We start from the raw sequence: 24,650 nt of genomic DNA on the forward strand, positions 1-24,650 counted from the left end.
TGTACGTTTCCTCCACTCCCGATCCCCTGCATGTACGAACCGTCCTCTACGAACCGTCCCCACGCGAGGCCCGCCGTGATGAACGACCGCGTACCCCCGACGGCCCCCGTCCCGCTCGCCACCCTCCTCGGCCACCCCGCCCTCGGGCTGCGGCAGGTCGCGGGGGCGCGCGAGGCGGACACGCCCGTGTACTTCGTCCACACCAGCGAAATGGAGGACCCCGTTCCGTATCTGCTGGGCGGCGAGCTGCTGCTCAGCGCGGGGGTGCACTGCCCGGAGGCGGCGGGTGCCGGCACCTACTGGGACCGCTATGTGGCCCGTACGGTCCAGGCGGGCGCGGCGGCGCTCGGCTTCGGCATCGCGCCGGTGCACGACACGGTGCCCCGCGCGCTGGTCGAGGCGTGCGACCGGCATGGGCTGCCGCTGGTCGAGGTGCCGCGGCAGACGACCTTCACGGCCGTCGCGAGCGCCGTCTGGGACGCGATGGCCGAGCGCCGCCACCATGAGCTGCGGAGCGTCACCGAGGCACAGCAGTCGCTGGCGACGGCCGCGGCGCGCCCGCACCCCGTACCGGCCGTGCTGCGGCAGCTGGGCCAGCACCTCGGGGCGTGGACGGTGCTCTACGGCCCGGACGGCGCGGAGCTGGCGGCCGCCGGGCCGCGGCAGTCGCGGGAGGCCCGTACGGCGCTCGGTGCGCTCGCGGCGCGGCTGCGCTCGGGCCCGTCCTCGGCGGCGGGCAGGGCGGCCGGCGCGGATGGTGAGGAGCTGCAGCTGACCGCGTACGGGCTGGGCGGCCCGGCGGGGCCGGAGGACCGGCTCGCACTCGGCGTCTGCGCTCCCCGGCGGGACGGCGCGGACGGGGCGATCGTGGGGGTGGCCGTGGTGCTGCTGTCGCTGCTGACGGCGCGGCGGGTGGTCGGGGCCGAGGCCGAGCGCACCGCGGCGCTGGTACGGCTGATGCTCGGCGCCGAACCGGCACGGGTGGCCGGACTGCTGAGCCGCTCGCCGGGGCAGGCGGGGACGCCGCCCGATGTGAAATCCGGGACCCCGGAGGACGGCGGGCTGTGGACCGTGGTGCACGGGCGGCGGCGCGGCCGCGGCCGGGACGACGGGCTGCTGGCCACGGCGGCGCTCGCGGCCGGGCTCGGGACGCCGCTGGTCGACCTCGACGGGGACGCGCTGTGCGCCCTCGTGCAGGGCGAGGCGGAGGTACGGGCGCAGCCCGGCTGGACCCTGGGCGTCGGGGCGCCGGTACCGGCCGCGGAGCTGCCGCGCGGCGGCGCCGACGCCGCCCGTGCGCTGCGGCGGGCCGTCGCCGAGCGGGTGCCGCTGGTGCGGCATGGTCCGTCCCGCGCGGGTGGCGTCGTCTCGCTGGTGGACCCGGCCGAGGCGGGAGCGCACGGCCGGGCCCTGCTAGCGCCGCTCGACGGCGCACCGGCGCTGCTGGAGACGGTGCGGGTGTGGCTGTCGCTGCACGGCAGCTGGGACCGTACGGCGGTGGCACTGGAGGTGCACCGCAATACGGTCCGTCAGCGGATCGCCCGCGCCGAGGCGCTGCTGGATGTGGACCTCGGCGACGCGGACGTCCGGATGGAGCTGTGGTTCGCCCTCAAGTGGGCCTGAGCCTCACGTGGGCCTGAGCCCCAACTGGGCCTGACCCTCACGTGGGCTGAGCCCCAACTGGGCCTGCGCCTCACGTGGGCTGGGCTGAGCGGGCCTGAGCCTCACATGAACCTGAGCTTCACATGAACCTGAGCTTCACATGAACCTGAGCTTCACATGAACCTGAGCTTCACATGAACCTGAGCTTCACATGAACCTGAGCTTCACATGAACCTGAGCCTCACATGTGCCCGAGCCTCAAGCGAGCCCGCACCGCGCCCCTCGGGCTGCCGGAGCGACCGACCGTCAGAGCTTGGTCCACGCCTCCGTCAGCACCGCCCGCAGGATCTGCTCGATCTCGTCGAACAGCGCCTGGTCGGCGATCAGCGGCGGCGCCAGTTGCACGACCGGGTCGCCGCGGTCGTCGGCCCGGCAGTACAGCCCGTTCTCGTACAGCGCCTTGGAGAGGAAGCCGTAGAGGATCCGCTCGGTCTCCTCCTCGTCGAAGGACTCCTTGGTCGCCTTGTCCTTCACCAGCTCGATGCCGTAGAAGAAACCATTCCCCCGCACATCGCCGACGATCGGCAGATCGTGCAGCCGCTCCAGCGTGGACCGGAACGCGCCCTCGTTGTCCAGCACATGCTGGTTGAGGCCCTCGCGCTCGAAGATGTCGAGGTTGGCGACGCCGACCGCGGCCGAGACCGGGTGGCCGCCGAAGGTGTAGCCGTGGAGGAAGGTGTTGTCGCCCTCGTAGAACGGCTCGGCGAGCCGGTCGGAGATGATGCAGGCGCCGATCGGGGAGTAGCCCGAGGTCATGCCCTTGGCACAGGTGATCATGTCCGGGACGTAGCCGAACTTGTCACAGGCGAAGATCGTGCCCAGTCGGCCGAAGGCGCAGATGACCTCGTCCGAGACCAGCAGCACGTCGTACTTGTCGCAGATCTCGCGGACCCGCTGGAAGTATCCGGGCGGCGGCGGGAAGCAGCCGCCCGCGTTCTGCACCGGCTCCAGGAAGACCGCGGCCACGGTGTCCGCGCCCTCGAAGAGGATCTGCTGCTCGATCTGGTCTGCGGCCCAGCGGCCGAATGCCACGGGGTCGTCGCCGAAGATCGGGGCGCGGTAGATGTTGGTGTTGGGGACCTTGTGGGCGCCGGGGACCAGCGGCTCGAAGGGGGCCTTGAGCCCCGGCAGCCCGGTGATCGACAGGGCTCCCTGCGGGGTGCCGTGATAGGCCACCGCCCGGGATATGACCTTGTGCTTGGTGGGCTTGCCGGTGAGCTTGAAGTACTGCTTGGCCAGCTTCCAGGCGGTCTCGACGGCCTCGCCGCCGCCCGTGGTGAAGAAGACCTTGTTCAGGTCGCCGGGTGCGTAGCCCGCGAGCCGCTCGGCGAGCTCGACGGCCTTGGGGTGGGCATAGCTCCACACCGGGAAGAAGGCGAGCTCCTGGGCCTGCTTGTAGGCCGTCTCCGCCAGCTCGACCCGGCCGTGGCCCGCGTTGACCACGAACAGGCCGGCCAGGCCGTCGATGTACCGCTTGCCCTTGTCGTCGTAGATGTACGTGCCCTCACCGCGCACGATCGTCGGCACGGGGGAGTTCTCGTACGACGACATGCGGGTGAAGTGCATCCACAGGTGGTCGTACGCCGTCTTGGAGAGGTCGGCGCTCATTGCTATCTCGTTCCCCAGGTATAGGTCTGCTTCCGGAGCTTGAGGTAGACGAAGCTCTCGGTGGAGCGCACACCGGGCAGCGTGCGGATCCGCTTGTTGATCATTTCGAGGAGGTGATCGTCGTCCTCGCAGACGATCTCGATCAGGAGATCGAAGGAACCCGCGGTGACGACCACGTACTCGACCTCGTCCATGGCGGTCAGCGCGTCCGCGACCGGGTCGAGATCGCCCTCGACGTTGATGCCGACCATCGCCTGCCGCCGGAACCCCACGGTGAGAGGATCGGTGACGGCGACGATCTGCATCACGCCCTGGTCGAGCAGCTTTTGCACGCGCTGCCGCACGGCGGCCTCGGAGAGCCCCACGGCCTTTCCGATGGCGGCGTACGGCCGGCGGCCGTCTTCCTGGAGCTGCTCAATGATCGCCAGGGATACGGAGTCGAGGGTCGTGCCGTTCTTGTCAGGTGTGGCCACGACCCTCACTGTGCACGAGCCTCGCCCGTGTCGCAACCCTTCATCGATGAATTCCGTCGTTCATGGGCCCTGAAAACACTGATTCCGTTGTTCTGGTGTGGCGGGTATGTTGAAAGCGCAGCCCCGGCGACTACTGTGGGTGTCTCACCCATCGGACAGCTGACAGGAGGGGTGGCACGTGACCACCGAACTGCGTCGTCTGCGCAACTACATCGACGGAGCGTTCCGGGACGCCGCGGACGGGCGGACCACGGAGGTGGTCAACCCGGCCACGGGCGAGCCCTACGCCACCGCGCCGCTGTCGGGCGCGGCGGACGTGGACGCGGCGATGGCCGCCGCCGAGGCCGCCTTCCCGGCCTGGCGCGACCTGGTGCCCGGCGAGCGGCAGAAGGCACTGCTCAAGATCGCCGACGCCTTCGAGGCGCGGGCGGAGGAGCTGATCGCCGCCGAGTCCGAGAACACCGGCAAGCCGATCGGTCTCACGCGGGACGAGGAAATCCCGCCCATGATCGACCAGATCCGCTTCTTCGCCGGCGCGGCCCGGATGCTGGAGGGCCGCTCGGCCGGTGAGTACATGGAGGGGCTCACCTCGATCATCCGGCGGGAGCCGGTCGGGGTCTGCGCCCAGGTCGCACCGTGGAACTACCCGATGATGATGGCCGTATGGAAGTTCGCCCCGGCGCTCGCCGCGGGCAATACGGTCGTCATCAAGCCCTCGGACACCACGCCCGCCTCCACCGTGCTGATCGCCGAGATCATCGGCGGAGTGCTGGCGGAACTGGGCCATCCGCAGGGCGTGTTCAACGTGATCTGCGGCGACCGCGAGACCGGCCGGCTGATGGTCGAGCACTCCGTGCCCGCCATGGCGTCCATCACCGGCTCGGTGCGGGCCGGCAAACAGGTCGCCGAGAGCGCCTCGAAGGACGTCAAGCGGGTGCATCTGGAGCTGGGCGGCAAGGCCCCTGTGGTCGTCTTCGAGGACACCGACATCCCCAAGGCGGTCGAGGACATCTCGGTCGCCGGCTTCTTCAACGCGGGCCAGGACTGTACGGCCGCCACCCGGGTGCTGGTTCACGAGTCGATCCACGACGAGTTCGTGAGCGCGCTCGCCAAGGCCGCCGCCGAGACCAAGACCGGCGCGCCCGACGACGAGGACGTGCTGTACGGCCCGTTGAACAACGCCAACCAGCTGGCCCAGGTCTCCGGCTTCATCGACCGGCTCCCCGCCCACGCCAAGGTCGAGGCGGGCGGCCACCGGGTCGGCGACAAGGGCTTCTTCTACGCGCCCACGGTGGTCTCCGGGCTCAAGCAGGACGACGAGATCATCCAGAACGAGGTCTTCGGCCCGGTCATCACCGTGCAGACCTTCTCCGAAGAGGCGCAGGCGATCTCGTACGCCAACGGCGTGGAGTACGCGCTGGCCTCGTCGGTGTGGACCAAGGACCACGCCCGCGCGATGCGGATGTCCAAGGCCCTGGACTTCGGCTGTGTCTGGATCAACACCCATATCCCGCTGGTCGCCGAGATGCCGCACGGCGGCTTCAAGAAGTCCGGCTACGGAAAGGACCTCTCCGCCTACGGCTTCGAGGACTACACCCGCATCAAGCACGTCATGACGTCGCTGGGCTGATCCCGGGCCGATCCCGGGCCGCCCCCGGCCGATTCCCGCACCGGGATTGTCACTTGGTCATGGCAGGATCCTCTGTCATGACCAAGTGGGGGAAATCCGGACGTCTGTGGATCGCGGCGGCCGCCGCGATCCTGCCGGCCATCGCGGGCTGCGGCGAGCAGAAGGCGGGCGGGCCGGCCGCGTCCGAGCTGGGGTTCCGGCACTACGCCGGGGCGGTGCAGTACCCGGCGATCACCAAGGACAGCGGCGGTGAGCACGGCCTCGACGCGCTCGTGCCGTACGGCGACTGCGTCCTCGGCCTCGGCACGTACAGCAACGGCCACCGCGACGTGGGTGTCAACTGGACCGGCGACGCGGCCTGTACGAAGCTCTCGCTCGATCCGGCGCCGGAGACCGGGACCACCCCCGGCGAGGTGCCCGGGGACATGGCTCCGGGAAACGGCGCCGAGGGCTGGGGCGGCGGCGGGCTCGCGGGGAGGGCGGTGCTGCCCGGCGAGGACGGCTCGGTGTACGCGGCCGGTACGTCCCTCTCGCGCCTCGACCGCTCGGGGCGCGTTCACCGGCTGGCCGACCTCGAGGTCCCGCCCGTGGAGCCGGATCCGAATGCCGAACCGGGCGCCCGGGACCCGGGCGCCCGGGACCCGGGCGGCGCGGCCGTCATGGTGCGCAGCGGCGAGCGGCTGGCCCTCGGCGGTTCGGTGACCGAGAAGCGGCGGTTGGTACCGACAGTATGGATCTCCGCGGACCAGGGGAGGACCGTCCGGCGCCAGCGGCTTCCGGAGCTGCCCGGCGCTCAGGGCGCCTCCCTCACCAGGACGGGCGTGCTGGCCATGGCCGCCGAGGGCCGCCGGATCGTGGCCATCGGCGGCAACGCCCGGGGCCAGGGCCGGCCACGGCTGCCGGTCTGGGCGTCCACGGACGGCGGACGCACCTGGCGAACCGCGCTCACCCCCCGGCTGCACGGCTACGCCCCGGTCAGCGGCGTGCTGTGGCACGACGGCCGGTGGATCGCCTACGGCGCCCGGTCCTACGGCGGCCGTGAGGACTACGGCAAGCCCGACCGGCCTTCCGTGCTGACCAGCGCGGACGGCCTGCACCGGAGGGTCGAGGACACCTCGGCGCTGGGCGAGGGGCGGATCCGGGGCGCGAGCGTCGACGGCTCGGGCGCGCTGGTGCTCCTCGGCCTCCGCAGTGGGGACCACATCTTCTGCGGCATGGTGTGGACCGGCTTCGGCGTGGACGCCGAGCGGGCCGAGCTCGGCTGCGGCGATGCGCTGCCCTCGGCCATCACCACCCGCGCCGACGGGAAGGTCGTCATCGCGGGCAGCAATGACCTGTGGGTGGGCGGCGCCTCAGCCCACCGCCCGGTCAGTCGCTGATCAGCCGCTGGGCAGAAGGGCCGCCAGGGCGCCGACCCGGTTGGTGGTGATCCCGTCGACGCCCGCCCTCAGCAGCCGGGACATCGATCGCCGGGTGTCGGCGGTCCAGGCGGAGACCAGCAGCCCGTCGGCGTGATAGCGGGCGACCAGCTCCCGGGAGACCAGCCCGAATCGGTAGTTGAGCCACCGGGGGCGCAGCGCGGCCAGCAGCGCCGGGGCCGGCGGGGCGAGCGTGGTCCAGGTCAGGGCTATCTCGGCGGTGGGCTCCGCGCGGCGCACGGCGTGCAGGGCCGCCAGGGCACCGCAGTAGTACACCCGGTCGCCCGCTCCGCTCTCCCGCACCTGGGCGACGGCGGCGGGCGCGGCCGACGCGTCCGGCAGGTCGATCAGCAGCCGGGTGGAGCCGGCGCACGCGAGGGCCTCGCGCAGGGTCGGGACGCCCCCGCCGGTCAGCTGCCGCACCTCGTCGGCGGTCAGCCCGGACAGCGGCCGGTCCCGGCCCCACAGCCGCTTCAGCGTGGCGTCGTGGAGCAGCACCGGTACGCCGTCCCGGGTCAGCCGTACGTCGATCTCGACCGCGCCCGCCCCCGCGCCCACCGCGGACCGGATGGAGGGCAAAGTGTTCTCACGGCACACATACGGGTCGCCGCGGTGGCCGACCGGGACGCATCGCGTCCCCGCCGCCCTCATCGGCCCGCGACCGCCGTGTAGGCGTCGATCTCCGCGGCGAGCCGCGCCTTGCCCTCGGCGTCCAGGAAGGACGCCTCGACGGCGTTCTTCGCGAGCGCCGCGACGCCCGCCGCGTCCAGATCCAGCAGCCGGGCCGCGACCTGGTACTCGGTGTTGAGGTCGGTGCCGAACATCGGCGGGTCGTCGCTGTTGATCGTGACGATCACCCCGGCGCCGACCATCTGCTTCAGGGGGTGCTCATCGAGCGTGGCGACGGCGCGCGTGGCGAGGTTGGAGGTCGGGCAGACCTCCAACGGAATGCCGTGCTCCGCGAGATGGGCGAGCAGCTTCGGGTCCTGGACGGCGCTGGTCCCATGGCCGATGCGCTCGGCCCGCAGCTCGATGAGGGCGTCCCAGATCGTCTGCGGTCCGGTGGTCTCGCCCGCATGCGGCACACTGCGCAGCCCGGCGGCGATGGCGCGGTCGAAGTACGGCTTGAACTGGGGGCGCGGCACCCCTATCTCCGGGCCGCCGAGGCCGAAGCCGACCAGCCCCTCGGGGCGCAGCTCACAGGCGATCCGGGCGGTCTCCTCGGCGGCCTCGAGACCGGCCTCGCCGGGAATGTCGAAGCACCAGCGCAGCACCGTGCCGAACTCCGACTCGGCCGCCTTACGGGCGTCCTCGATCGCCTCCACGAAGGCGGTGTCCGGGATGCCGCGCCGGGTCGAGCTGTAGGGGGTGACGGTCAGCTCGGCGTAGCGGATGTTCTGCCGGGCCATGTCGCGGGCGATCTCGTAGGTCAGCAGCCGGACGTCCTCGGCGTCGCGGATCAGGTCCACCACGGAGAGATAGATCTCGATGAAGTGCGCGAAGTCCCGGAAGACGAAGTACTCGGCGAGGGCCTCGGGGTCGGTGGGCACCTTGGAGTCGGGGTGCCGGGCGGCCAGCTCGGCCACGATGCGCGGGGACGCGGACCCTACGTGGTGCACGTGGAGCTCGGCCTTGGGCAGCCCGGCGATGAAGGTGGTCAGATCGGTCAACGAAACCTCCGGGAGACGCCCGCCGACGGCGGGTTCCGGTCATCGTATGGTGTGCCGCCGACGGGCTCGCCGCAGGCCGTAGCATGGGCGGACGTCTTTGTGGGGGAGCTTCATGGCCGACCAGCACGACCCGTCCGAGCCGCAGGCGCAGGATGAGCCACCGCGGCCCGGGCAGCCGAGGCAGCCCGAACCGCTCGAGCGCGATCCCTGGGCTCCACCGGCGCAGCGGGTCGCGATGGGCAAGGGCCCGATGGACAAAGCGGCGGACGAACAAGGGATGCCGGCTCCCCGCCCCCCGGTGGCCGAGCAGCCGACCCTCACCTCCTATCCCGCCATGCCGGGCCCGCCGCCCCCGCCCCCTCCGCCGCCCCCGCCGGGCCCCGTGGCCGCGCCGGGCGCGGTGCCCCCGCCGCCGCCCGCGCCGACCGGCCCGGGCACACCCAGCGCCTATCAGCCCGCCGGGCCGTACGGTCCAGCGGGCTACGGGCCGACGGGATACGGCCAGCCCGGATATGGCCGGCAGGCGCCCCCCAAGCAGTCTCCGTACGGCGGAGTGCCGGGCTATCCCGGCTACGGCTACCCGGGCACCGCCCACCCCGGCACGGGATACTCCGGCTCCGGATATCCGGGCACCGCCTATCCCGGCGCCGCCTACCCCGGAGGGATGTACGGCCAGGGCTGGCCGGGCGGGACATATGTGCCGAACAACGGCCATGGCACGGCCGCGCTGGTGCTCGGCATCATCGGCCTGGTCCTCTCCCCGAGCATCGTGCTCGGCATCGTCCTCGGCGTGCTCGCGATCGTCTTCGGGGTGCTCGGCCGCGCCAGGGCGGCGAGCGGCGAGGCGACCAACGGCGGTTCGGCGCTCGCGGGGGTGATCCTCGGGGTGGTCGCCGTGGTGGCGAGCGTCGTCATGATCTTTGTCTACATCGCCACCGCGGACGACGGCTCGGGCAGCGGCGACGACCCGGACTATGCCGATGTGTCGAGCGCGGCGGCGTCCCCGCTCGCCGATATCGGCTGCTGACACGCCTCCGGCTACGCGACCGGCCTCCCGGGACGCTCCCACCCCTCATCGACAGGCGCCGTCGACAACGGCGTCGGCCTGGGCAATCGGGCCGTCCCTGGATGAGGCATGCCCATAACATTGCCGGACGTTTACCAGGAGGGGAGACCACCGATGTCCAGTTCCATGCCGGGCCCGCGGCAGGATCCGTACGACCCCCAGGCCAATCCCTACGCCACGCCCGCGCCGTCGGCCCAGCCACCGCAGTACCCCGGCACCGGCTATCCGGCCGCGCCGCCCGTCTACCCGGGGGCGGCCGGGATGCCGATGCGGCCGAGCAACGGCATGGGGACGGCCGCGCTGGTCTGCGGCATCGTCGGCCTGGTCTGCGGGATCACCTACTTCCTGTGGGTCTTCGCGGTCATCCTCGGCATCCTGGCGATCACCTTCGGCGCCATAGGCAAGGGGAAGGTCGGCCGGGGTCAGGCGAACAACGGAGGCTCGGCCACCGCCGGTCTGGTCTGCGGAATCATCGGCATGGTGCTCCCGGTGATCTACATCTTGGCGGTGGACGCCGCCCTCGACTCCATCTTCTAGACCGGCGGTCCGGACCGGCATCCGGGCAGCCTCCGGGCCGGGCGTCCGGCCCGGCGTCCGGCCCGGGTGTCCAATCCGTCGGTCCAGACCGGGATCCGGCGCGGAAACGGTGACGCCGGAGCCGCTGTGATCACTGAATCCGTCGCGAAATTTAAAAGCAACAACGGAATCCCTTGTTGAAGCGAAGGCTCTCTGTCAGGATCGGCCTTCAATTCCGGTTGGAGCTACGCCGCGCCTCGTTGGGGCGGACCGGCGGAGGAGAGCGCGATGGATCAGCGGTTCGACGTGACGGAGCGGTTCGCCGACGGTGCCCAGTACATCGCGGGCCGCCTTCGCCAGGGCGGCTCCGAGGGCACACATCAGGTCGTCGACCCGGCCACCGGCGAGCAGGTGTTCGGCTACCGGCTCGCCGGTGCGGCCGATGTCGACACCGCCGTGGCCGCGGCCGCGGCCGCCTTCCCCGCATGGGCGGGCGCCACCCCCGGCGAGCGGTCCGACGCGATGCACCGCTTCGCCGCGGTGCTCACCGAGCGGGCGGACGACCTCGCCCACGCCGAGTCGCTGCAGTGCGGCAAGCCCATCAAGCTCAGCACCGAGTTCGATGTGCCCGGCTCCATCGACAACGTCTCCTTCTTCGCGGGCGCCGCCCGCCAGTTGGAGGGCAAGGCCGCCGCCGAGTACAGCGGTGACCACACCTCGTACATCCGCCGCGAGCCCATTGGGGTCATCGGCTCCATCGCCCCCTGGAACTACCCCCTCCAGATGGCGGCCTGGAAGGTCCTCCCGGCCATCGCCGCGGGCAACACCATCGTGCTGAAGCCCGCCGAACTGACGCCTCTTACCTCGCTGATGTTCGCGCAGGCGGCAACGGAGGCGGGCCTTCCGGACGGCGTCATCAACGTGGTGAGCGGCACCGGCCCGGAGGCGGGCGAATGGCTGGTCTCCCACCCCGCGGTGGCGATGACCTCCTTCACCGGATCGACGGCGGTCGGCAGGCGCGTCGCCGAACTCGCCACCTCCACCGTCAAGCGGATCCATCTCGAACTCGGCGGCAAGGCGCCCTTCGTCGTCTTCGACGACGCGGACCTGGAGGCCGCCGCGCACGGCGCCGTCGCCGGCGCGCTGATCAACAGCGGACAGGACTGCACCGCGGCCACCCGCGCGTATGTCCAGCGCCCGCTGTACGACGCGTTCGTCGCCGCCGTCGCCGATCTCATGGCGTCCGTACGGCTCGGCGACCCCTTCGATCCGCACACCGACCTCGGCCCGCTGGTCTCCCACGCCCAGCGCGACCGCGTGGCGGGCTTCGTGGACCGGGCCCGCGGCTACGCCACCGTCGTCACCGGCGGCGAGATCCCGGGCGGCGACCTCGCCAAGGGCGCCTACTACCGGCCCACGCTCATCACCGGCGCGCCCCAGGACAGCGAGATCGTCCAGTCCGAGATCTTCGGCCCGGTCCTGGCGGTCGTCCCCTTCGACAGCGACGACGAGGGCATCGCGCTCGCCAACGACACCCCTTACGGTCTCGCCGCCTCCGCCTGGAGCCGCGATGTCTACCGGACGGGCCGCGCCTCCCGCGAGCTCCGGGCGGGGTGCGTGTGGATCAACGACCACATCCCGATCATCAGCGAGATGCCGCACGGCGGTGTGCGGGCGTCCGGCTTCGGCAAGGACATGTCGGCGTACTCCTTCGAGGAGTACACGCAGGTCAAGCACGTGATGTTCGACAACACCGCAGTGGTCCGCAAGGACTGGCACCGCACGGTCTTCGGAGATCGACAGACCTGACCGACAGACCTGAATGTGCGGCCACCTCCGCGTGGCCTCGGCCGGGCCGCCACCGGCCGACACCCTCGAAAGGCACAGCTTATGGAAGCACGGCACGAGTCCGAGAGCCTGTCCCCACCACAGGTCGCCGCGATACGGCGCTCCATGACCAGCGGCCGTATGGCCCTCACCCGCCGCTCCCTGCTGCGAGCGGGAGGCGCCGGGGCGATCGCCGTCGGCGGGCTCGGGGCGCTCGGCGGCTGCGGTATCCCGCCCGCGGGGCGCACCGAGGTGGACAACGCCTCAGATGACCACTCGGCCGAGGAGAAGCGGCTCGCCTTCTCCAACTGGACCGAGTACATGGACGTCGGCAAGGGCGGCCGCCATCCGACCCTGGACGCGTTCCAGCGCCGTACCGGCATCAAGGTCAAGTACACCGAGGACATCAACGACAACGTCGAGTTCTTCGGCAAGATCAAGCCGCAGCTCGCGGCGGGCCAGGACACCGGCCGCGACCTCATCTGCGTCACGGACTGGCTGGCCGCCCGGATGATCCGGCTCGGCTGGATACAGCCGCTGGACCCCGCCCAACTGCCCCATGCCTACACCAACCTGTCGAAACCCTTTCGCACCCCGGACTGGGACCCGGGCCGCGCCCACTCCTACCCGTGGACCGGTATCCCCGCCGTCATCGCGTACAACAAGAAGGCCACCGGCGGCCGTAAGGTCACCTCGGTCTCCCAGCTGCTGGAGGACCCGGGGCTCAAGGGCCGGGTCGGGCTGCTGACCGAGATGCGCGACACCGTCGGGCTGACCCTCCTGGACATGGGCAAGAACCCCGAGACGGTCACCGCCGACGACTACGACGCCGCTATAGCCCGCCTCCAGAAGGCGTCCGACCGGGGCCAGGTCCGCCGCTTCACCGGCAACGACTACACCGGCGACCTCACCAAGGGCGACATCGCCGCCTGCATGGCCTGGGCCGGGGACCTGATCCAGCTCCAGGCGGACAACCCCGAGATCGAGTTCGCCATCCCCGACGCCGGCTATATGACGGCCACGGACAACCTCCTGGTGCCCAACAAGGCGCGCCATAAGAGGAACGCCGAACGGCTCATCGACTACTTCTTCGAGCCCAAGGTCGCCGCGAAGATCGCCGCGTACATCAACTACGTCTGCCCGGTCGACGGGGTGCGCGAGGAGCTCGCGAAGATCGACAAGGCGCTGGCGGACAATCCGCTGATTCTCCCGGACGAGGAGATGGCCGCCAAGTCCCACTCCTTCCGCTCGCTCTCCAGCGACGAAGAGGCGGCATTCGAGGACAAGTTCGCCAAGCTCACCGGCGCCTGACAAGCGAGGAAGCGCACCGCCATGACCCAACCCACCTCCGGCGGCGACGTCCGGCTCGACCGGATCAGCAAGACCTACGGGTCCTTCACCGCCGTCCACCCGCTCGATCTGCACATACCCGCCGGCTCCTTCTTCGCCCTGCTCGGCGCCTCCGGCTGCGGCAAGACCACCACGTTGCGCATGATCGCGGGACTGGAGGAGCCCACCAGCGGCATCGTCCGGCTCGCCGATGAGGACATCACCGCCCTCCCGCCCCATAAGCGGCCCGTCAACACGGTCTTCCAGAGCTATGCCCTCTTCCCGCACCTCGACGTCTTCGAGAACGTCGCCTTCGGACTCCGCCGGCGCGGCGTCAAGTCGGTGAAGAAGCAGGTTCAGGAGATGCTGGAGCTGGTCCAGCTCGGCGACTTCGCCCGCCGCAAACCGCAGCAGCTCTCCGGCGGCCAGCAGCAGCGCGTCGCCGTCGCCCGCGCCCTGATCAACCACCCCCGGGTGCTGCTGCTCGACGAACCGCTGGGCGCGCTCGACCTCAAGCTGCGCCGTCAGATGCAGCTGGAGCTCAAGCGCATCCAGACCGAGGTCGGCATCACCTTCATCCATGTCACCCACGACCAGGAGGAGGCCATGACCATGGCCGACACGGTCGCGGTGATGAACGGCGGCCGGGTCGAACAGCGCGGCGCCCCCGCCGATCTCTACGAGAACCCCGGCACCACCTTCGTCGCCAACTTCCTCGGCACCTCCAACCTCATCGAGGCCGAGATCACCGACAAGAGCGGTGGCGACCTCGTCCTGGCCGCCGCCGGCGGCAAGCTCTCGCTGCCCGCCGACCGATGTAGCGCTCCCGTCCGCACCGGAGGGAAACTGCTGGTAGGGGTGCGTCCCGAGAAGATCACCCTGGCCCACGCCGAGGACGCCGGGACCATCCCGGAGGGCCGCAACCGGATCGCCGGGCGGATCGCCGACTCCAGCTTCATCGGCGTCTCCACCCAGTACCTCATCACCACCCCGGGCTGCCCCGAGATCACCGTCTACGAGCAGAACATCGAGCGTGACACCCGGCTCGTCCCCGGCGCCGAGGTCGTCCTGCACTGGAACCCCGCCCACACCTTCGGCCTCGACGCGACCCAGGACATCGACGCCGGTACGGAGCTGGACGAGGAGGCCCCATGAGCGTGTCCCGGCGCGCTGCGCGGGCTGGACTGAGGAGCCGCGCAGCGACGAAGGAGCGAGCAGTGACGAGGGAAGCCCGCGCATTGGAGCGCGCCGGGACTGAGCGGGGAGAGGGGACGGCGACAGCCACTGCCGAGGCTCCGCAGGACGCCGCCGGGCCCGAGCCTGAGCCCGTACAGAAGCCGCCCCTCTTCAGGCCCGCCGTCCGCAAGCGGCTGGTGCCCTACTGGCTGCTGCTCCCCGGCATCCTGTGGCTGCTGATCTTCTTTGCCGCGCCGCTGATCTACCAGGCGTCGACCTCCGTCCAGACCGGCTCCCTCGAAGAGGGCTTCAAGGTCACCTGGCACTTCCAGACCTACTGGGACGCGCTGAGCGAGTACTACCCGCAGTTCCTGCGTTCGGTGCTCTACGCCGCCACCGCCACCGTGTTGTGCCTGGTGCTCGGCTATCCGCTCGCGTATCTCATCGCCTTCCGGGCGGGCCGCTGGCGCAATCTGGTGATGATCCTGGTCATCGCGCCGTTCTTCACCAGCTTCCTGATCCGCACCCTGGCCTGGAAGACGATCCTGTCCGACAGTGGCCCGGTAGTGGGCGCGCTCAACTCGCTGCACCTCCTGGACGTCACCAGCTATCTGGGGATCACCGAGGGACAGCGGGTGCTGGCCACCCCGCTCGCGGTGGTCTGCGGGCTGACATACAACTTCCTGCCCTTCATGATCCTCCCGCTCTACACCTCGCTGGAGCGCATCGACCCGAGGCTCCATGAGGCCGCGGGCGACCTCTACGCCCGGCCCGTCACCACCTTCCGCAAGGTGACCTTCCCGTTGTCCATGCCGGGGGTCGTCGCGGGCACGCTGCTCACCTTCATCCCCGCCACGGGCGACTACATCAACGCCGAACTGCTCGGCTCCGCCGACCAGAAGATGGTCGGCAACGTCATCCAGTCGCAGTTCCTGCGGGTCCTGGACTATCCGACGGCGGCGGCGCTGTCCTTCATCCTCATGGCGGCCATCCTGACGATGGTCACCGTCTACATCCGCAAGTCCGGGACGGAGGACCTGGTGTGACGGCCCTGACGCGCTGGATACGGCGGAACCTGGTGGTCATCGCGGGGCTCGGCACCCTCGCGTATCTGATCCTGCCCAACGTCGTCGTCCTGGTCTTCTCCTTCAACAAGCCCAACGGGCGCTTCAACTACGAATGGCAGCGGTTCTCCACCGAGGCCTGGACCGATCCGTGCGGCGTCGCCGATCTGTGCGGCTCGCTCTCGCTCAGCCTGAAGATCGCGGTATGGGCGACGATCGGTGCGACCCTCCTCGGCACGATGATCGCCTTCGCGCTGGCCCGCTACCGCTTCCGGGCCCGCTCCTCGGTCAACAGCCTGATCTTCCTGCCGATGGCCATGCCCGAGGTCGTCATGGCCGCCTCGCTGGCCACCCTCTTCCTCAACATGGGCGTGGACTTCGGCTTCTGGACGATCCTCATCGCCCACATCATGTTCTGCCTGAGCTTCGTCGTGACGGCCGTCAAGGCGCGGGTGATGTCCATGGACCCCCGGCTGGAACAGGCCGCCCAGGACCTCTACGCCTCCCCGACGCAGACCTTCCTGCGCGTCACCCTGCCGATCGCCGCGCCCGGTATCGCCGCGGGTGCGCTGCTGTCCTTCGCGCTCTCCTTCGACGACTTCATCATCACCAACTTCAACGCCGGCTCGACCGTGACCTTCCCCATGTTCGTCTGGGGATCCGCACAGCGCGGCACGCCCGTGCAGATCAATGTGATCGGAACGGCGATGTTCGCCGTAGCGGTGCTGTGCGTTCTCGCCGGCCAACTGGCCGGCGCCCGCCGCAAGAGGAGCTGAAAACCATGGCCACGGACGCCATGAGCCGCATCTCCGGGGGCGACAGCGCCCCCGGCCCGTCCGCACTCAAAGCCCTGGCCGACGCCGCGTACCGGCCGTACTGGCTGGACGACCCCGGCAGGCCCCGCCCCCGCCCCGCCCTGGTCGGCGAGGAGCGCTGCGATCTGCTCGTCGTCGGCGGCGGCTACAGCGGGCTGTGGACCGCCCTGATCGCCAAGGAGCGCGACCCCGACCGCGAGGTGGTCCTGGTCGAGGGCCAGGAAATCGGCTGGGCCGCCTCCGGGCGCAACGGCGGCTTCTGCGCCGCCTCCCTCACCCACGGCCTCGGCAACGGCGCGGCCCGCTGGCCCGATGAGCTCGCCGAACTCGAACGGCTCGGACACCGCAACCTCGACGCCATCGAATCCGCAGTCGAGCGCTACGGCATCGACTGCGACTTCGAACGCACCGGCGAGATCGATGTGGCCACCGCGCCCCACCAGGTGGCGGAGTTGCGCGAAACCGTCGAACAGGCCGGCGCCCTCGGGCTCGAACCACCCGAGTTCCTCGACCGCGACGCGGTGCGCGCCGAGGTCGACTCGCCCACCTTCCTGGCCGGGCTGTGGGACCGCCGGGGCGTGGCCATGGTGCACCCCGCCAGGCTCGCCTGGGGCCTGGCCCGGGCCTGCGCCGAGCTGGGCGTACGGATCTACGAGCACACCCCGGCCGAACGGCTGGCGAGCACCGGGCCGGCGATGGCCGTCCGCACCCCCTACGGCCGGGTCCGCGCCCGCGAGGTGGCGCTCGCCACCAACGCCTTCCCCGCTCTGGTGCGCCGCGTCCGCCCCTACATCGCCCCGGTCTACGACCATGCGCTGATGACCGAACCGCTCACCGAGGAGCAGCTCGACGCGATCGGCTGGCGGCGCAGGCAGGGACTCAGCGACACCGCCAACCACTTCCACTACTTCCGGCTCACCGCCGACCGGCGCATCCTGTGGGGCGGCTACGACATCATCTACCGCTACGGCGGACGGGTGCGCGCCGAATACGACCACCACCCGGCCACCTATCGCACCCTCGCCCAGCACTTCTTCCAGTGCTTCCCGCAGCTGGAGGGCGTGCGCTTCAGCCACGCCTGGGGCGGCGCCATCGACACCTGCTCGCGCTTCTCCGCGTTCTTCGGCAGCGCGCACGGGGGGAGGGTGGCGTACGCCCTCGGCTATACGGGCCTGGGCGTCGGGGCGACCCGCTTCGGCGCCGAGGTGATGCTCGATCTGCTCGCCGGTGAGCGCACCGAGCGCACCCGCCTGGAGATGGTCCGCAGCAAGCCCCTGCCCTTCCCGCCGGAGCCGGTGCGCTGGGCGGGCATCGGCATCACCCAGTGGTCCATGACCCGGGCCGACGAGAACGGCGGGCGCCGCAACCTGTGGCTGAAGGCCATGGACAAGGTGGGGCTGGGGTTCGACAGCTGAGCTGAGCCGGGCTGCGGTTGTCCTGGGCCGTTCCGCGTGGCCTGGGGCGACCGCAGCCGGCTTTCAGCTGGACGCCGGGGATCGACCGGCTCGACCCGTCATCCGGCTCGTACGGCTCAGCCGGAGCATCGCCCACAGCAGCGGACCGGACAGACACCAGCTCGCGACGGTGTCCAGCGGCCAGTGGTAGCCCCGCTGGACCAGCCCGGCGGCCACGGCGAGGTTCAGTACGGCCACGGCCACCAGGAGGGGCCGCCGTAGCCGCGGGCGCAGCAGACGGTGGAGGAGCAGTGCCGCCGCGCCATAGGCGACGGCGGCCGTCGCGGCATGGCCGGAGGGGAAGAATCCGGTCTCGCCCGCCAGCGGGCCGGGCGGGCCGGGGCGGTCGATCAGCGCCTTGAACGGAACCACCAGCGCCGGAACCGCCGCCATCGCCACCGCGGCGGCCAGCGGCGGCAGCCACCAGCGCGGCTCTCCCGCGCGCCGGGCGCACCACCCCGCCCAGACGAGGGCGACGGCGAGGAGGGGAACCGCCACCGCCGTATTGCCGAGGTCGGCGAGGAACTCGGCGACGGGGGAGGGGAACGCCGATCCGGACATCGCGCGGCCGAGCCGTTCGTCGTAGTTCCGCAGGGGGCCATGGGCGGCGATCTGCCAGGTGCACAGCGCGAGCAGTGCGATCAGAGCGAGGGGTGTGAGGAGCGCGAGGAGCGCGCGGGGCGTGAAGAACGGCGCCCGGGGCGCGGAAGGGGGGTGAACAGTCGGCAGCCCCGGAACAGGGGGGGTAGTTCCGGGGCTGCCGTGGCGACCGGTGTGCCGCGCGCCCCGGGGGGTTTGGGGCGGGCGGACGTCCGATCGGTGAGGAGATCCGGAGCCGGAGGCTCCAGTGGTGTGCGCGAGGGCACAGCCGGGTCGGGGCTGGGGAAGCACCGGCTCGGCATCGCCCGCAGTCCCCTGCGAGCGGGGTGTTTCTCTCATCTGCAATGACCGTACGGCAGCGAAGCCCCGCCCGACAGACCGATCACCCACCTGTCATCGGCCCCGCACATCTTCTTCACGCCGCCCATCGATCACCCACAGTCACAGCTCGGCGAACGCGCCCTCGAGGACGTCGAGACCCTCGTTCAGAAGGTCCTCGCCGATCACCAGCGGCGGCAGGAAACGCAGCACATTGCCGTAGGTTCCGCAGGTCAGCACCAGCAGCCCGGCCGAGTGGCACGCCTTGGCGACGGCGGACGTGGCCTCGGGGCTGGGGTCCTTGGTGCCGGACTTCACCAGTTCGATGGCGATCATGGCGCCGCGGCCCCGGAGGTCGCCGATGATGTCGTACTTCTCCTGCATCGCGGCGAGGCGGCCCTTCATGACCTCCTCGATGCGCTTGGCCTTGGCGTTGAGGTCCAGCTCGCGCATCGTCTCGATCGCGCCGAGCGCCGCCGCGCACGCCACCGGGTTTCCGCCGTAGGTGCCGCCGAGACCGCCGGAGTGCGCCGCGTCCATGATCTCCGCGCGGCCGGTGACGGCGGCGAGCGGCAGACCACCCGCGATGCCCTTGGCGGTGGTGATCAGGTCCGGGACGATGCCCTCGTCCTCACAGGCGAACCACTGGCCGGTGCGGCAGAAGCCGGACTGGATCTCGTCCGCGACGAAGACGATGCCGTTGGCCTGGGCGAACTCCGCGATCCTGGGCAGGAAGCCCTTGGCGGGCTCGATGAAACCGCCCTCGCCGAAAACCGGCTCGATGATGATCGCGGCCACGTTCTCCGCCCCGATCTGCTTGCTGATCATGTCGATGGCCTGGGCCGCGGCCTCCTCGGCGCAGTTTTCCGGGCCGGTCAGCCAGCGGTACGGGTAGGCGAGCGGAACGCGGTAGACCTCGGGCGCGAAGGGGCCGAAGCCGTGCTTGTACGGCATGTTCTTGGCGGTGAGCGCCATGGTGAGGTTGGTCCGGCCGTGGTAGCCGTGGTCGAAGACGACGACCGCCTGGCGCTTGGTGTACGAACGGGCGATCTTCACCGCGTTCTCCACCGCCTCGGCGCCCGAGTTGAACAGCGCCGACTTCTTGGCGTGGTCGCCGGGCGTGAGCCGGGCCAGCTCCTCGCAGACCTCCACATAGCCCTCGTACGGCGTGACCATGAAACAGGTGTGCGTGAAGTCCGCCAGCTGCGCGGATGCCCGGCGCACGACGGCCTCCGCGGAGGAGCCGACGGAGGTCACGGCGATACCGGAACCGAAGTCGATCAGCGAGTTGCCGTCCACGTCCTCGATCACACCGCCGCCCGCGCGCACGGTGAAGACCGGCAGCACACTCCCCACCCCGCCGGCGACCGCCGCGTTCTTACGGGCGAGCAGCTCCTGCGACTTCGGGCCGGGAATGGCGGTGACGACGCGACGCTCCTGGGGGAGGGACGGGCCTCCGGACAGTTCGGTCATGAGGGGCTCCAGGGGAAAGAACAGCGGTTTTAGTCGCAGGCTAGGGGCGCGGCGGCGGATGAGGCATGTTCCGTTCGGGAGCACTGCGCGTGTTGCCTTGTCCGCGACGGCCATAGCCCGGCGGCGGCCTTACGGATCCGATGACCGCTTCAGGGATCCGTCGACCGCCTTACGGATCCGTCGACCGCCTTACGATCCGGTGACCCCTCTACGGATCCGGTGACCGCTTCAGGGGCCCCGCGAGTGAGACGGCACCGCCCGGGTCGCTGAACTCCCCGCGCGGGAACACTAGATTGAGCGATGGCGCGAAAGCCGAGGAACAGCCGGTCAGGGGGCAAGGGGCAGCACATGGACACCGAGGGCACGTTCGACCCACGCAGCACACGCCACAACCCGCTCCCACCCCCGCCCCCGCAATCCCCGCCCTCCTTCCCCACGGCCCCGCCGCCGGTGCCGCCGACCGCGCCCCCGGCGGCCCCTGGTGCCCCGGTACCCGCCCAGGCTCCCGGCGCGCCCCCGGCCCCCGGGCCCGCGGCCCGTCCGTCCTTCGTCGCCTGGCTGCGCGCTCCGCGGTCCGAGGCGGCACCGGGGGTGTGGACGTACGAGCACAAGCCCAAGGCGCCGGAGGAGCCTGATCGCATTCCAGGGCGGCGGCTGCTCAGCGGGGCCCTGATTTCCCTGCTCTGCGGCTGGCTGGTCTGGTCGCTGCTCTGGAACGGGTACCTGGGTGGCTATTGGTTGTGGCCGCTGGCCCTCCTCACCCCCGACTCCTGGTCCGAAAGCGGCAACGTGGCTTACGTCGTAGCGACGTACACCTACTACGGCATCTTCCTCTGTGCCATCGCCGTGATCTTCGGCCGCGTCGGCCACTGGTCCGAAGTCTGGGCCCGTTATGTCGCGCCCCTCTTCCGGCGTGCCTGGGATGAGCCCGCCCCTGAGGCGGCCGTCGCGATGCGGCCGGAGGGGGATCCCCTGGAGTGGCCGCACTTGCGGGCCGCGGGGGCGCACAGTGCGGCTGATCGGTTGGCGGCGGACGCACGGGCGGGGGCGATGAATGACGTCGACCATGCCCGGATCGAGCGCGCCTGGCAGTCGGTGCGGGCCGGGAGGTATTCCCTCGCCTCGTTCACCGACACCGTGCTGCGCCACGGCGCCGCCTCCTACGGTCATCCGTCCGGCGCGCGGGATCTGCCCGTCAGGACGGCGCGGCATGATCTCCTCGCGCATCAGGTCCGCCTCGGCACCGCCTCCGACGACCCCCGCAACCCTTACCAGCACCGCGGCGTCGGGCTCGCCCTCGAACCCGATGTGCTCGCCACCTCGCTGCTGGCCGTCGGGCCGCCCGGTTCGGGGAAGACGGGGCGGATGGTGCGGCCCGTCGTGGAGTCGCTGTGTCTGCAGGCGCTCGCCGGGCAGGTCGCCGTCGTGGCGGTCGGGGCGGCGGGGGCCGGGCTCGGGGCCGATGAGGCGTTCGACGTCGTCGTGAAGATCGGCCGACCCGACTCCGGCTATGACTTCGACCTCTACGGCGGCACCACCGACCCCGACGAGGCCGCGGGCATCCTCGCCGAGGCCCTGATCGGCGACATGGCCGCCTCGCTGCCCGGCGGGGACAGCCGGCGCGCCGCCACCGCGCTGGCCCAGCTGCTCGGCCCCTACCGCGCCGCCCACGGCCGTTTCCCGTCCGTCCCGGATCTGCGGGAGCTGCTGGACGGTTCCAAGACGGCCGTCAACGCGCTGCGCGAGGCGCTGGACGCGGCCGGGGAGCGGGCGCAGGCCCGTGAGCTGGAGGCACGGGTCCGGCAGTCGGGTGCGCCCGGGGACGTGGGCACGCTGCTCGCGGACCGGATCGCGCTGCTGGACCGGCCCGCGTTCGCCGATTTCTTCGACACCACCGGCGACCGCCGCCCGTTCTCCCTCCGCGCCCTCGAACACCCCCTCCGGGTCCGTATCGATCTGCCCGAGCGCGGCCATGCGGAGGCGTCGCGGATGCTGGCGCGGCTGGTCCTGGCGCAGTTCACCGAGTGCGCCGTGGGCCGCGCCGACCGTTCGCTGTTCGCCTGTCTGGTCCTCGACGACGCCTCGCACACCATCACCCCCGAGGCCCTGCGCGGTATCCAGCGGCTCCGCTCCGCCCACGCGGGCGCCGTGCTCACCCTCCGCACCCTCGACGACGTCCCCGAGGCGCTGCGCAGCGCCCTGCTCGGCGCGGTCGGCTGCCGGATGGCCTGTGCCGGGGTGACGACCTGGGACGGGGCGCGGTTCGCGGAGGTGTGGGGGACGGAGTGGGTCGAGACGCGGGACGTCACCGACCGGCAGATCATCGCCGAGGAACCGCTCACCAAGGTGCTGCACTTCATCCGTAAGGTCGTCACCGGCAAGGCGGTGACGACGCAGTCGGTGACCGTACGGACGGTGGAGCGCGAGCGCTGGTCCGCCTCCGAGCTGGCCCACGCGGTTCCCGCCGGGCATGCGGTGCTGTCGGTGACCTCCGTAAGGGGCGAGGGCGGGCCGCCGGTGCTGGTGGATCTCCGCGGGTGACCGACCGGCGCCCCAGGTGTTCCGCATTGCCGCAGTCAGCCGCTCTGCCGCGGTTGCCCCGTTCAAGCCCCGTTCAACGTGACGGGGCGACCGCAGCGTCACGGCCAGACCGGTGGCCAAATCAGGCCGTCAATTCCACGTATTCCTCCATTGAGGCAGAATCGGCAGTAGCCGTTCATACGGGGCGGTGAAGTCGTCGCGTTCGCATCGAAGGTGCCATGCCTCCCACGCTCGCCTCACTCGTCCGCCACCCCGGTCTCAAGCTGTCCGTGCTCGCGGGCGAGGACCGGCTGGAGACGCCGGTGCGCTGGGCACATGTCAGCGAGCTCGCTGACCCCGTGCCCTATATGGAGGGCGGCGAGCTGCTCCTGATCACCGCGATGCAGATCGAGGCCGAGGACCCGGAGGAGATGAGCCGCTATGTGCGGCGGCTGGTGGGCGCGGGCGTGGTCGGGCTCGGCTTCGCGCTCGGCGTCAAGTACGCCGAGGTGCCGGCCGCGCTCGCCGCGGCGGCCAAGGAGGAGGGGCTGCCGCTGATCGGTGTGCCCCGCCCCACCCCCTTCATCGCGATCAGCAAGGCCGTCTCCGCGGCGATAGCCGCCGACCAGTACCGGGCCGTGACCGCCGGGTTCGAGGCGCAGCGCGAGCTGACCCGCGCCGCCATCGGCGCCGAGGGGCCCGCCGCGCTGCTCGCCCGGCTCGCCGCCCATGTCGACGGCTGGGCCGCGCTCTACGACGTCTCCGGCTCCGTGGTCGCCGTCGCCCCCGACTGGGCTGCCCGCCGCGCCGCCCGGCTCGCCCCCGACGTCGAGCGGCTGCGCTCCCGCCCCGGCCCCGCCAGCATCGTGGTCGGCGGGGGCGGCGAGGCCGGGGCCACGGGCGCGGAACCGGCCGAGGACACGGCCGTCGCCGACCGGGTGGAGCTGCAGTCGCTGGGCACCGGGCGCCGCACCACCCGCGGCGTGCTCGCGGTCGGCACGGGCGCGCCGCTGGGCACCGCCGAGCGCTATGCCGTGCACTCCGCGGTCGCGCTGCTGACCCTGACCACCGAGCGCTCCCGCGCCCTGCGGGAGGCTGAGCAGCGGCTCGGCGCCGCCGTGCTGCGGATGCTGCTCGCGGGCGAGCCCGACCATGCGCGGGCGGTCGCCGGGCGGCTGTACGGGGGGCTGCTCGACGCGCCGTTCCGGATGCTGGTCGCCGAGGTGCCGTCCGGCGCGGCCCAGCCGCCCCACGCGGCGACGCCCGGCGTGGACGAGGCCCCTCCGGAACCCTTCGCCGAAGCCGCCACCACGGCGACGGGCACGGCCGCCGGTGAGACCGAGGCGGCCGACCCCCTCGCCACGCTCACCGACACCATGGAGGCGGCCGCGGCCCGCATCGGCGAGTCGGTGCTGGTCGTGCCCGACGGCGAACGGCTCATCGTGCTGGCCCCCGACGGCGGCGCGGCGGTCGCGGCATGTGCCGAGCACGCCCGGGCCGTCGAGAGCCGCCGCGGCACCAAGGCCCGCCCCCGCGACCGTACGGCCGCCGCCGCGCCCCACGGCGACGAGCTGGTCATCGGGCTGTCCGCCCCCTCGGGCCCCATCGCCGCCGCGGCCGCCTACCGCCAGGCCGAGCAGGCGCTGTCGGTGGCGCGCCGCCGTGGCCGGATGCTGGTCGAGCATGAGCAGGTCGCCGCGGGTTCGGTGCTGCCCCTGCTCGCCGACGACGCCGTAAGGGCGTTCGCCGACGGCATGCTGCGCGCCCTGCACGAGCACGACGCCACCGGCCGGGGCGATCTGGTCGCCTCGCTGCGCGCCTGGCTCTCCCGGCACGGCCAGTGGGACGCGGCCGCCGCCGACCTCGGCGTCCACCGGCACACCCTGCGCTACCGGATGCGCCGCGTCGAGGAGATCCTGGGCCGCTCCCTGGACGACCCGGACGTCCGTATGGAGCTCTGGCTCGCCCTCAAGGCCACGGCCGCCGGCACCTCGGGCTGAGGCGCCGGCCGCCGGCTCCTCGGCCCGAGGC

General features: G+C 71.6%; 19 protein-coding genes. 13 read left to right on the forward strand and 6 right to left on the reverse strand.

Features of this window, described 5'->3' with window-relative positions; translation table 11 throughout:
• Window positions 1-78: 78 nt before the first annotated feature.
• Entirely contained in the window at window positions 79-1,623 is a 1,545-nt protein-coding gene (locus tag AS97_RS32145; RefSeq protein WP_210566107.1) for a PucR family transcriptional regulator, read from the forward strand.
• A gap of 285 nt (window positions 1,624-1,908) precedes the next feature.
• Here AS97_RS32145 and AS97_RS32150 read toward each other — a convergent pair whose 3' ends face one another.
• Window positions 1,909-3,270 (reverse strand): aspartate aminotransferase family protein, encoded by a 1,362-nt coding sequence (locus AS97_RS32150; protein ID WP_059144218.1) that lies wholly within the window; start codon window positions 3,268-3,270, stop codon window positions 1,909-1,911.
• A gap of 2 nt (window positions 3,271-3,272) precedes the next feature.
• Window positions 3,273-3,743: an Lrp/AsnC family transcriptional regulator gene (locus AS97_RS32155; protein WP_043235601.1), complete on the reverse strand. Its 471-nt coding sequence runs from the start codon at window positions 3,741-3,743 to the stop codon at window positions 3,273-3,275.
• A gap of 178 nt (window positions 3,744-3,921) precedes the next feature.
• Between AS97_RS32155 and AS97_RS32160 the strand changes: the two genes are divergently transcribed.
• Together AS97_RS32160 and AS97_RS32165 are read left to right on the forward strand one after the other, a co-directional pair.
• Entirely contained in the window at window positions 3,922-5,373 is a 1,452-nt protein-coding gene (locus AS97_RS32160; RefSeq protein WP_059144219.1) for a gamma-aminobutyraldehyde dehydrogenase, read from the forward strand.
• Window positions 5,374-5,450: 77 nt separating this feature from the next.
• Entirely contained in the window at window positions 5,451-6,752 is a 1,302-nt protein-coding gene (locus AS97_RS32165) for a hypothetical protein (RefSeq protein ID WP_210566108.1), read from the forward strand.
• Here the strand turns inward: AS97_RS32165 and AS97_RS32170 are convergent, their stop codons facing one another.
• Together AS97_RS32170 and AS97_RS32175 are read right to left on the reverse strand one after the other, a co-directional pair.
• A complete protein-coding gene (locus AS97_RS32170) occupies window positions 6,753-7,442 on the reverse strand; it encodes a glycerophosphodiester phosphodiesterase (protein ID WP_210566109.1) in 690 nt (229 codons plus the stop codon).
• Entirely contained in the window at window positions 7,439-8,461 is a 1,023-nt protein-coding gene (locus tag AS97_RS32175; RefSeq protein WP_059144222.1) for an adenosine deaminase, read from the reverse strand. Before AS97_RS32175 ends, AS97_RS32170 begins: the two co-directional genes overlap by 4 nt.
• A 112-nt stretch (window positions 8,462-8,573) precedes the next feature.
• Here AS97_RS32175 and AS97_RS32180 point away from each other — a divergent pair, with 112 nt between their 5' ends.
• The 8 genes from AS97_RS32180 to AS97_RS32215 all read left to right on the forward strand — a co-directional run bounded on the left by AS97_RS32180 (window position 8,574) and on the right by AS97_RS32215 (window position 17,669).
• Window positions 8,574-9,488, forward strand: a complete 915-nt coding sequence (locus AS97_RS32180; protein ID WP_210566110.1) for a DUF4190 domain-containing protein — start codon at window positions 8,574-8,576, stop codon at window positions 9,486-9,488.
• A gap of 153 nt (window positions 9,489-9,641) precedes the next feature.
• A complete protein-coding gene (locus AS97_RS32185; RefSeq protein ID WP_210566111.1) occupies window positions 9,642-10,064 on the forward strand; it encodes a DUF4190 domain-containing protein in 423 nt (140 codons plus the stop codon).
• Window positions 10,065-10,331: 267 nt separating this feature from the next.
• Window positions 10,332-11,852: a gamma-aminobutyraldehyde dehydrogenase gene (locus AS97_RS32190; protein WP_210566112.1), complete on the forward strand. Its 1,521-nt coding sequence runs from the start codon at window positions 10,332-10,334 to the stop codon at window positions 11,850-11,852.
• Window positions 11,853-11,933: 81 nt separating this feature from the next.
• Window positions 11,934-13,181 carry a spermidine/putrescine ABC transporter substrate-binding protein gene (locus AS97_RS32195; protein WP_210566113.1) on the forward strand — a complete coding sequence of 416 codons (1,248 nt, stop codon included), beginning with the start codon at window positions 11,934-11,936 and terminating at the stop codon, window positions 13,179-13,181.
• Between the two features lie 21 nt (window positions 13,182-13,202).
• Window positions 13,203-14,354 carry an ABC transporter ATP-binding protein gene (locus tag AS97_RS32200; RefSeq protein ID WP_059149155.1) on the forward strand — a complete coding sequence of 384 codons (1,152 nt, stop codon included), beginning with the start codon at window positions 13,203-13,205 and terminating at the stop codon, window positions 14,352-14,354.
• On the forward strand, window positions 14,351-15,421 hold the full coding sequence (locus tag AS97_RS32205) for an ABC transporter permease (protein ID WP_107119394.1): 1,071 nt from the start codon (window positions 14,351-14,353) through the stop codon (window positions 15,419-15,421). Before AS97_RS32200 ends, AS97_RS32205 begins: the two co-directional genes overlap by 4 nt.
• A complete protein-coding gene (locus tag AS97_RS32210) occupies window positions 15,418-16,215 on the forward strand; it encodes an ABC transporter permease (protein ID WP_086710730.1) in 798 nt (265 codons plus the stop codon). Before AS97_RS32205 ends, AS97_RS32210 begins: the two co-directional genes overlap by 4 nt.
• A gap of 20 nt (window positions 16,216-16,235) precedes the next feature.
• A complete protein-coding gene (locus tag AS97_RS32215; protein WP_210567324.1) occupies window positions 16,236-17,669 on the forward strand; it encodes an FAD-dependent oxidoreductase in 1,434 nt (477 codons plus the stop codon).
• Between the two features lie 63 nt (window positions 17,670-17,732).
• On the opposite strand, the gene AS97_RS49075 is transcribed toward AS97_RS32215, so the two are convergent.
• Together AS97_RS49075 and gabT are read right to left on the reverse strand one after the other, a co-directional pair.
• A complete protein-coding gene (locus AS97_RS49075; protein ID WP_349017615.1) occupies window positions 17,733-18,269 on the reverse strand; it encodes a phosphatase PAP2 family protein in 537 nt (178 codons plus the stop codon).
• A 480-nt stretch (window positions 18,270-18,749) separates the two neighbouring features.
• Complete coding sequence (gabT, locus tag AS97_RS32225; protein ID WP_210566115.1) at window positions 18,750-20,099, reverse strand: 4-aminobutyrate--2-oxoglutarate transaminase; 1,350 nt, start codon at window positions 20,097-20,099, stop codon at window positions 18,750-18,752.
• 348 nt (window positions 20,100-20,447) lie between these two features.
• On the opposite strand from gabT, the gene AS97_RS32230 reads away from it, so the two are divergent.
• Together AS97_RS32230 and AS97_RS32235 are read left to right on the forward strand one after the other, a co-directional pair.
• On the forward strand, window positions 20,448-22,640 hold the full coding sequence (locus tag AS97_RS32230) for an ATP-binding protein (protein ID WP_210566116.1): 2,193 nt from the start codon (window positions 20,448-20,450) through the stop codon (window positions 22,638-22,640).
• A gap of 218 nt (window positions 22,641-22,858) precedes the next feature.
• On the forward strand, window positions 22,859-24,619 hold the full coding sequence (locus AS97_RS32235; RefSeq protein ID WP_210566117.1) for a PucR family transcriptional regulator: 1,761 nt from the start codon (window positions 22,859-22,861) through the stop codon (window positions 24,617-24,619).
• The last annotated feature ends 31 nt before the right edge of the window (window positions 24,620-24,650 follow it).

The sequence above is a fragment of the Streptomyces sp. AgN23 genome (assembly GCF_001598115.1).
Taxonomy (GTDB): Bacteria; Actinomycetota; Actinomycetes; order Streptomycetales; family Streptomycetaceae; genus Streptomyces; species Streptomyces antimycoticus.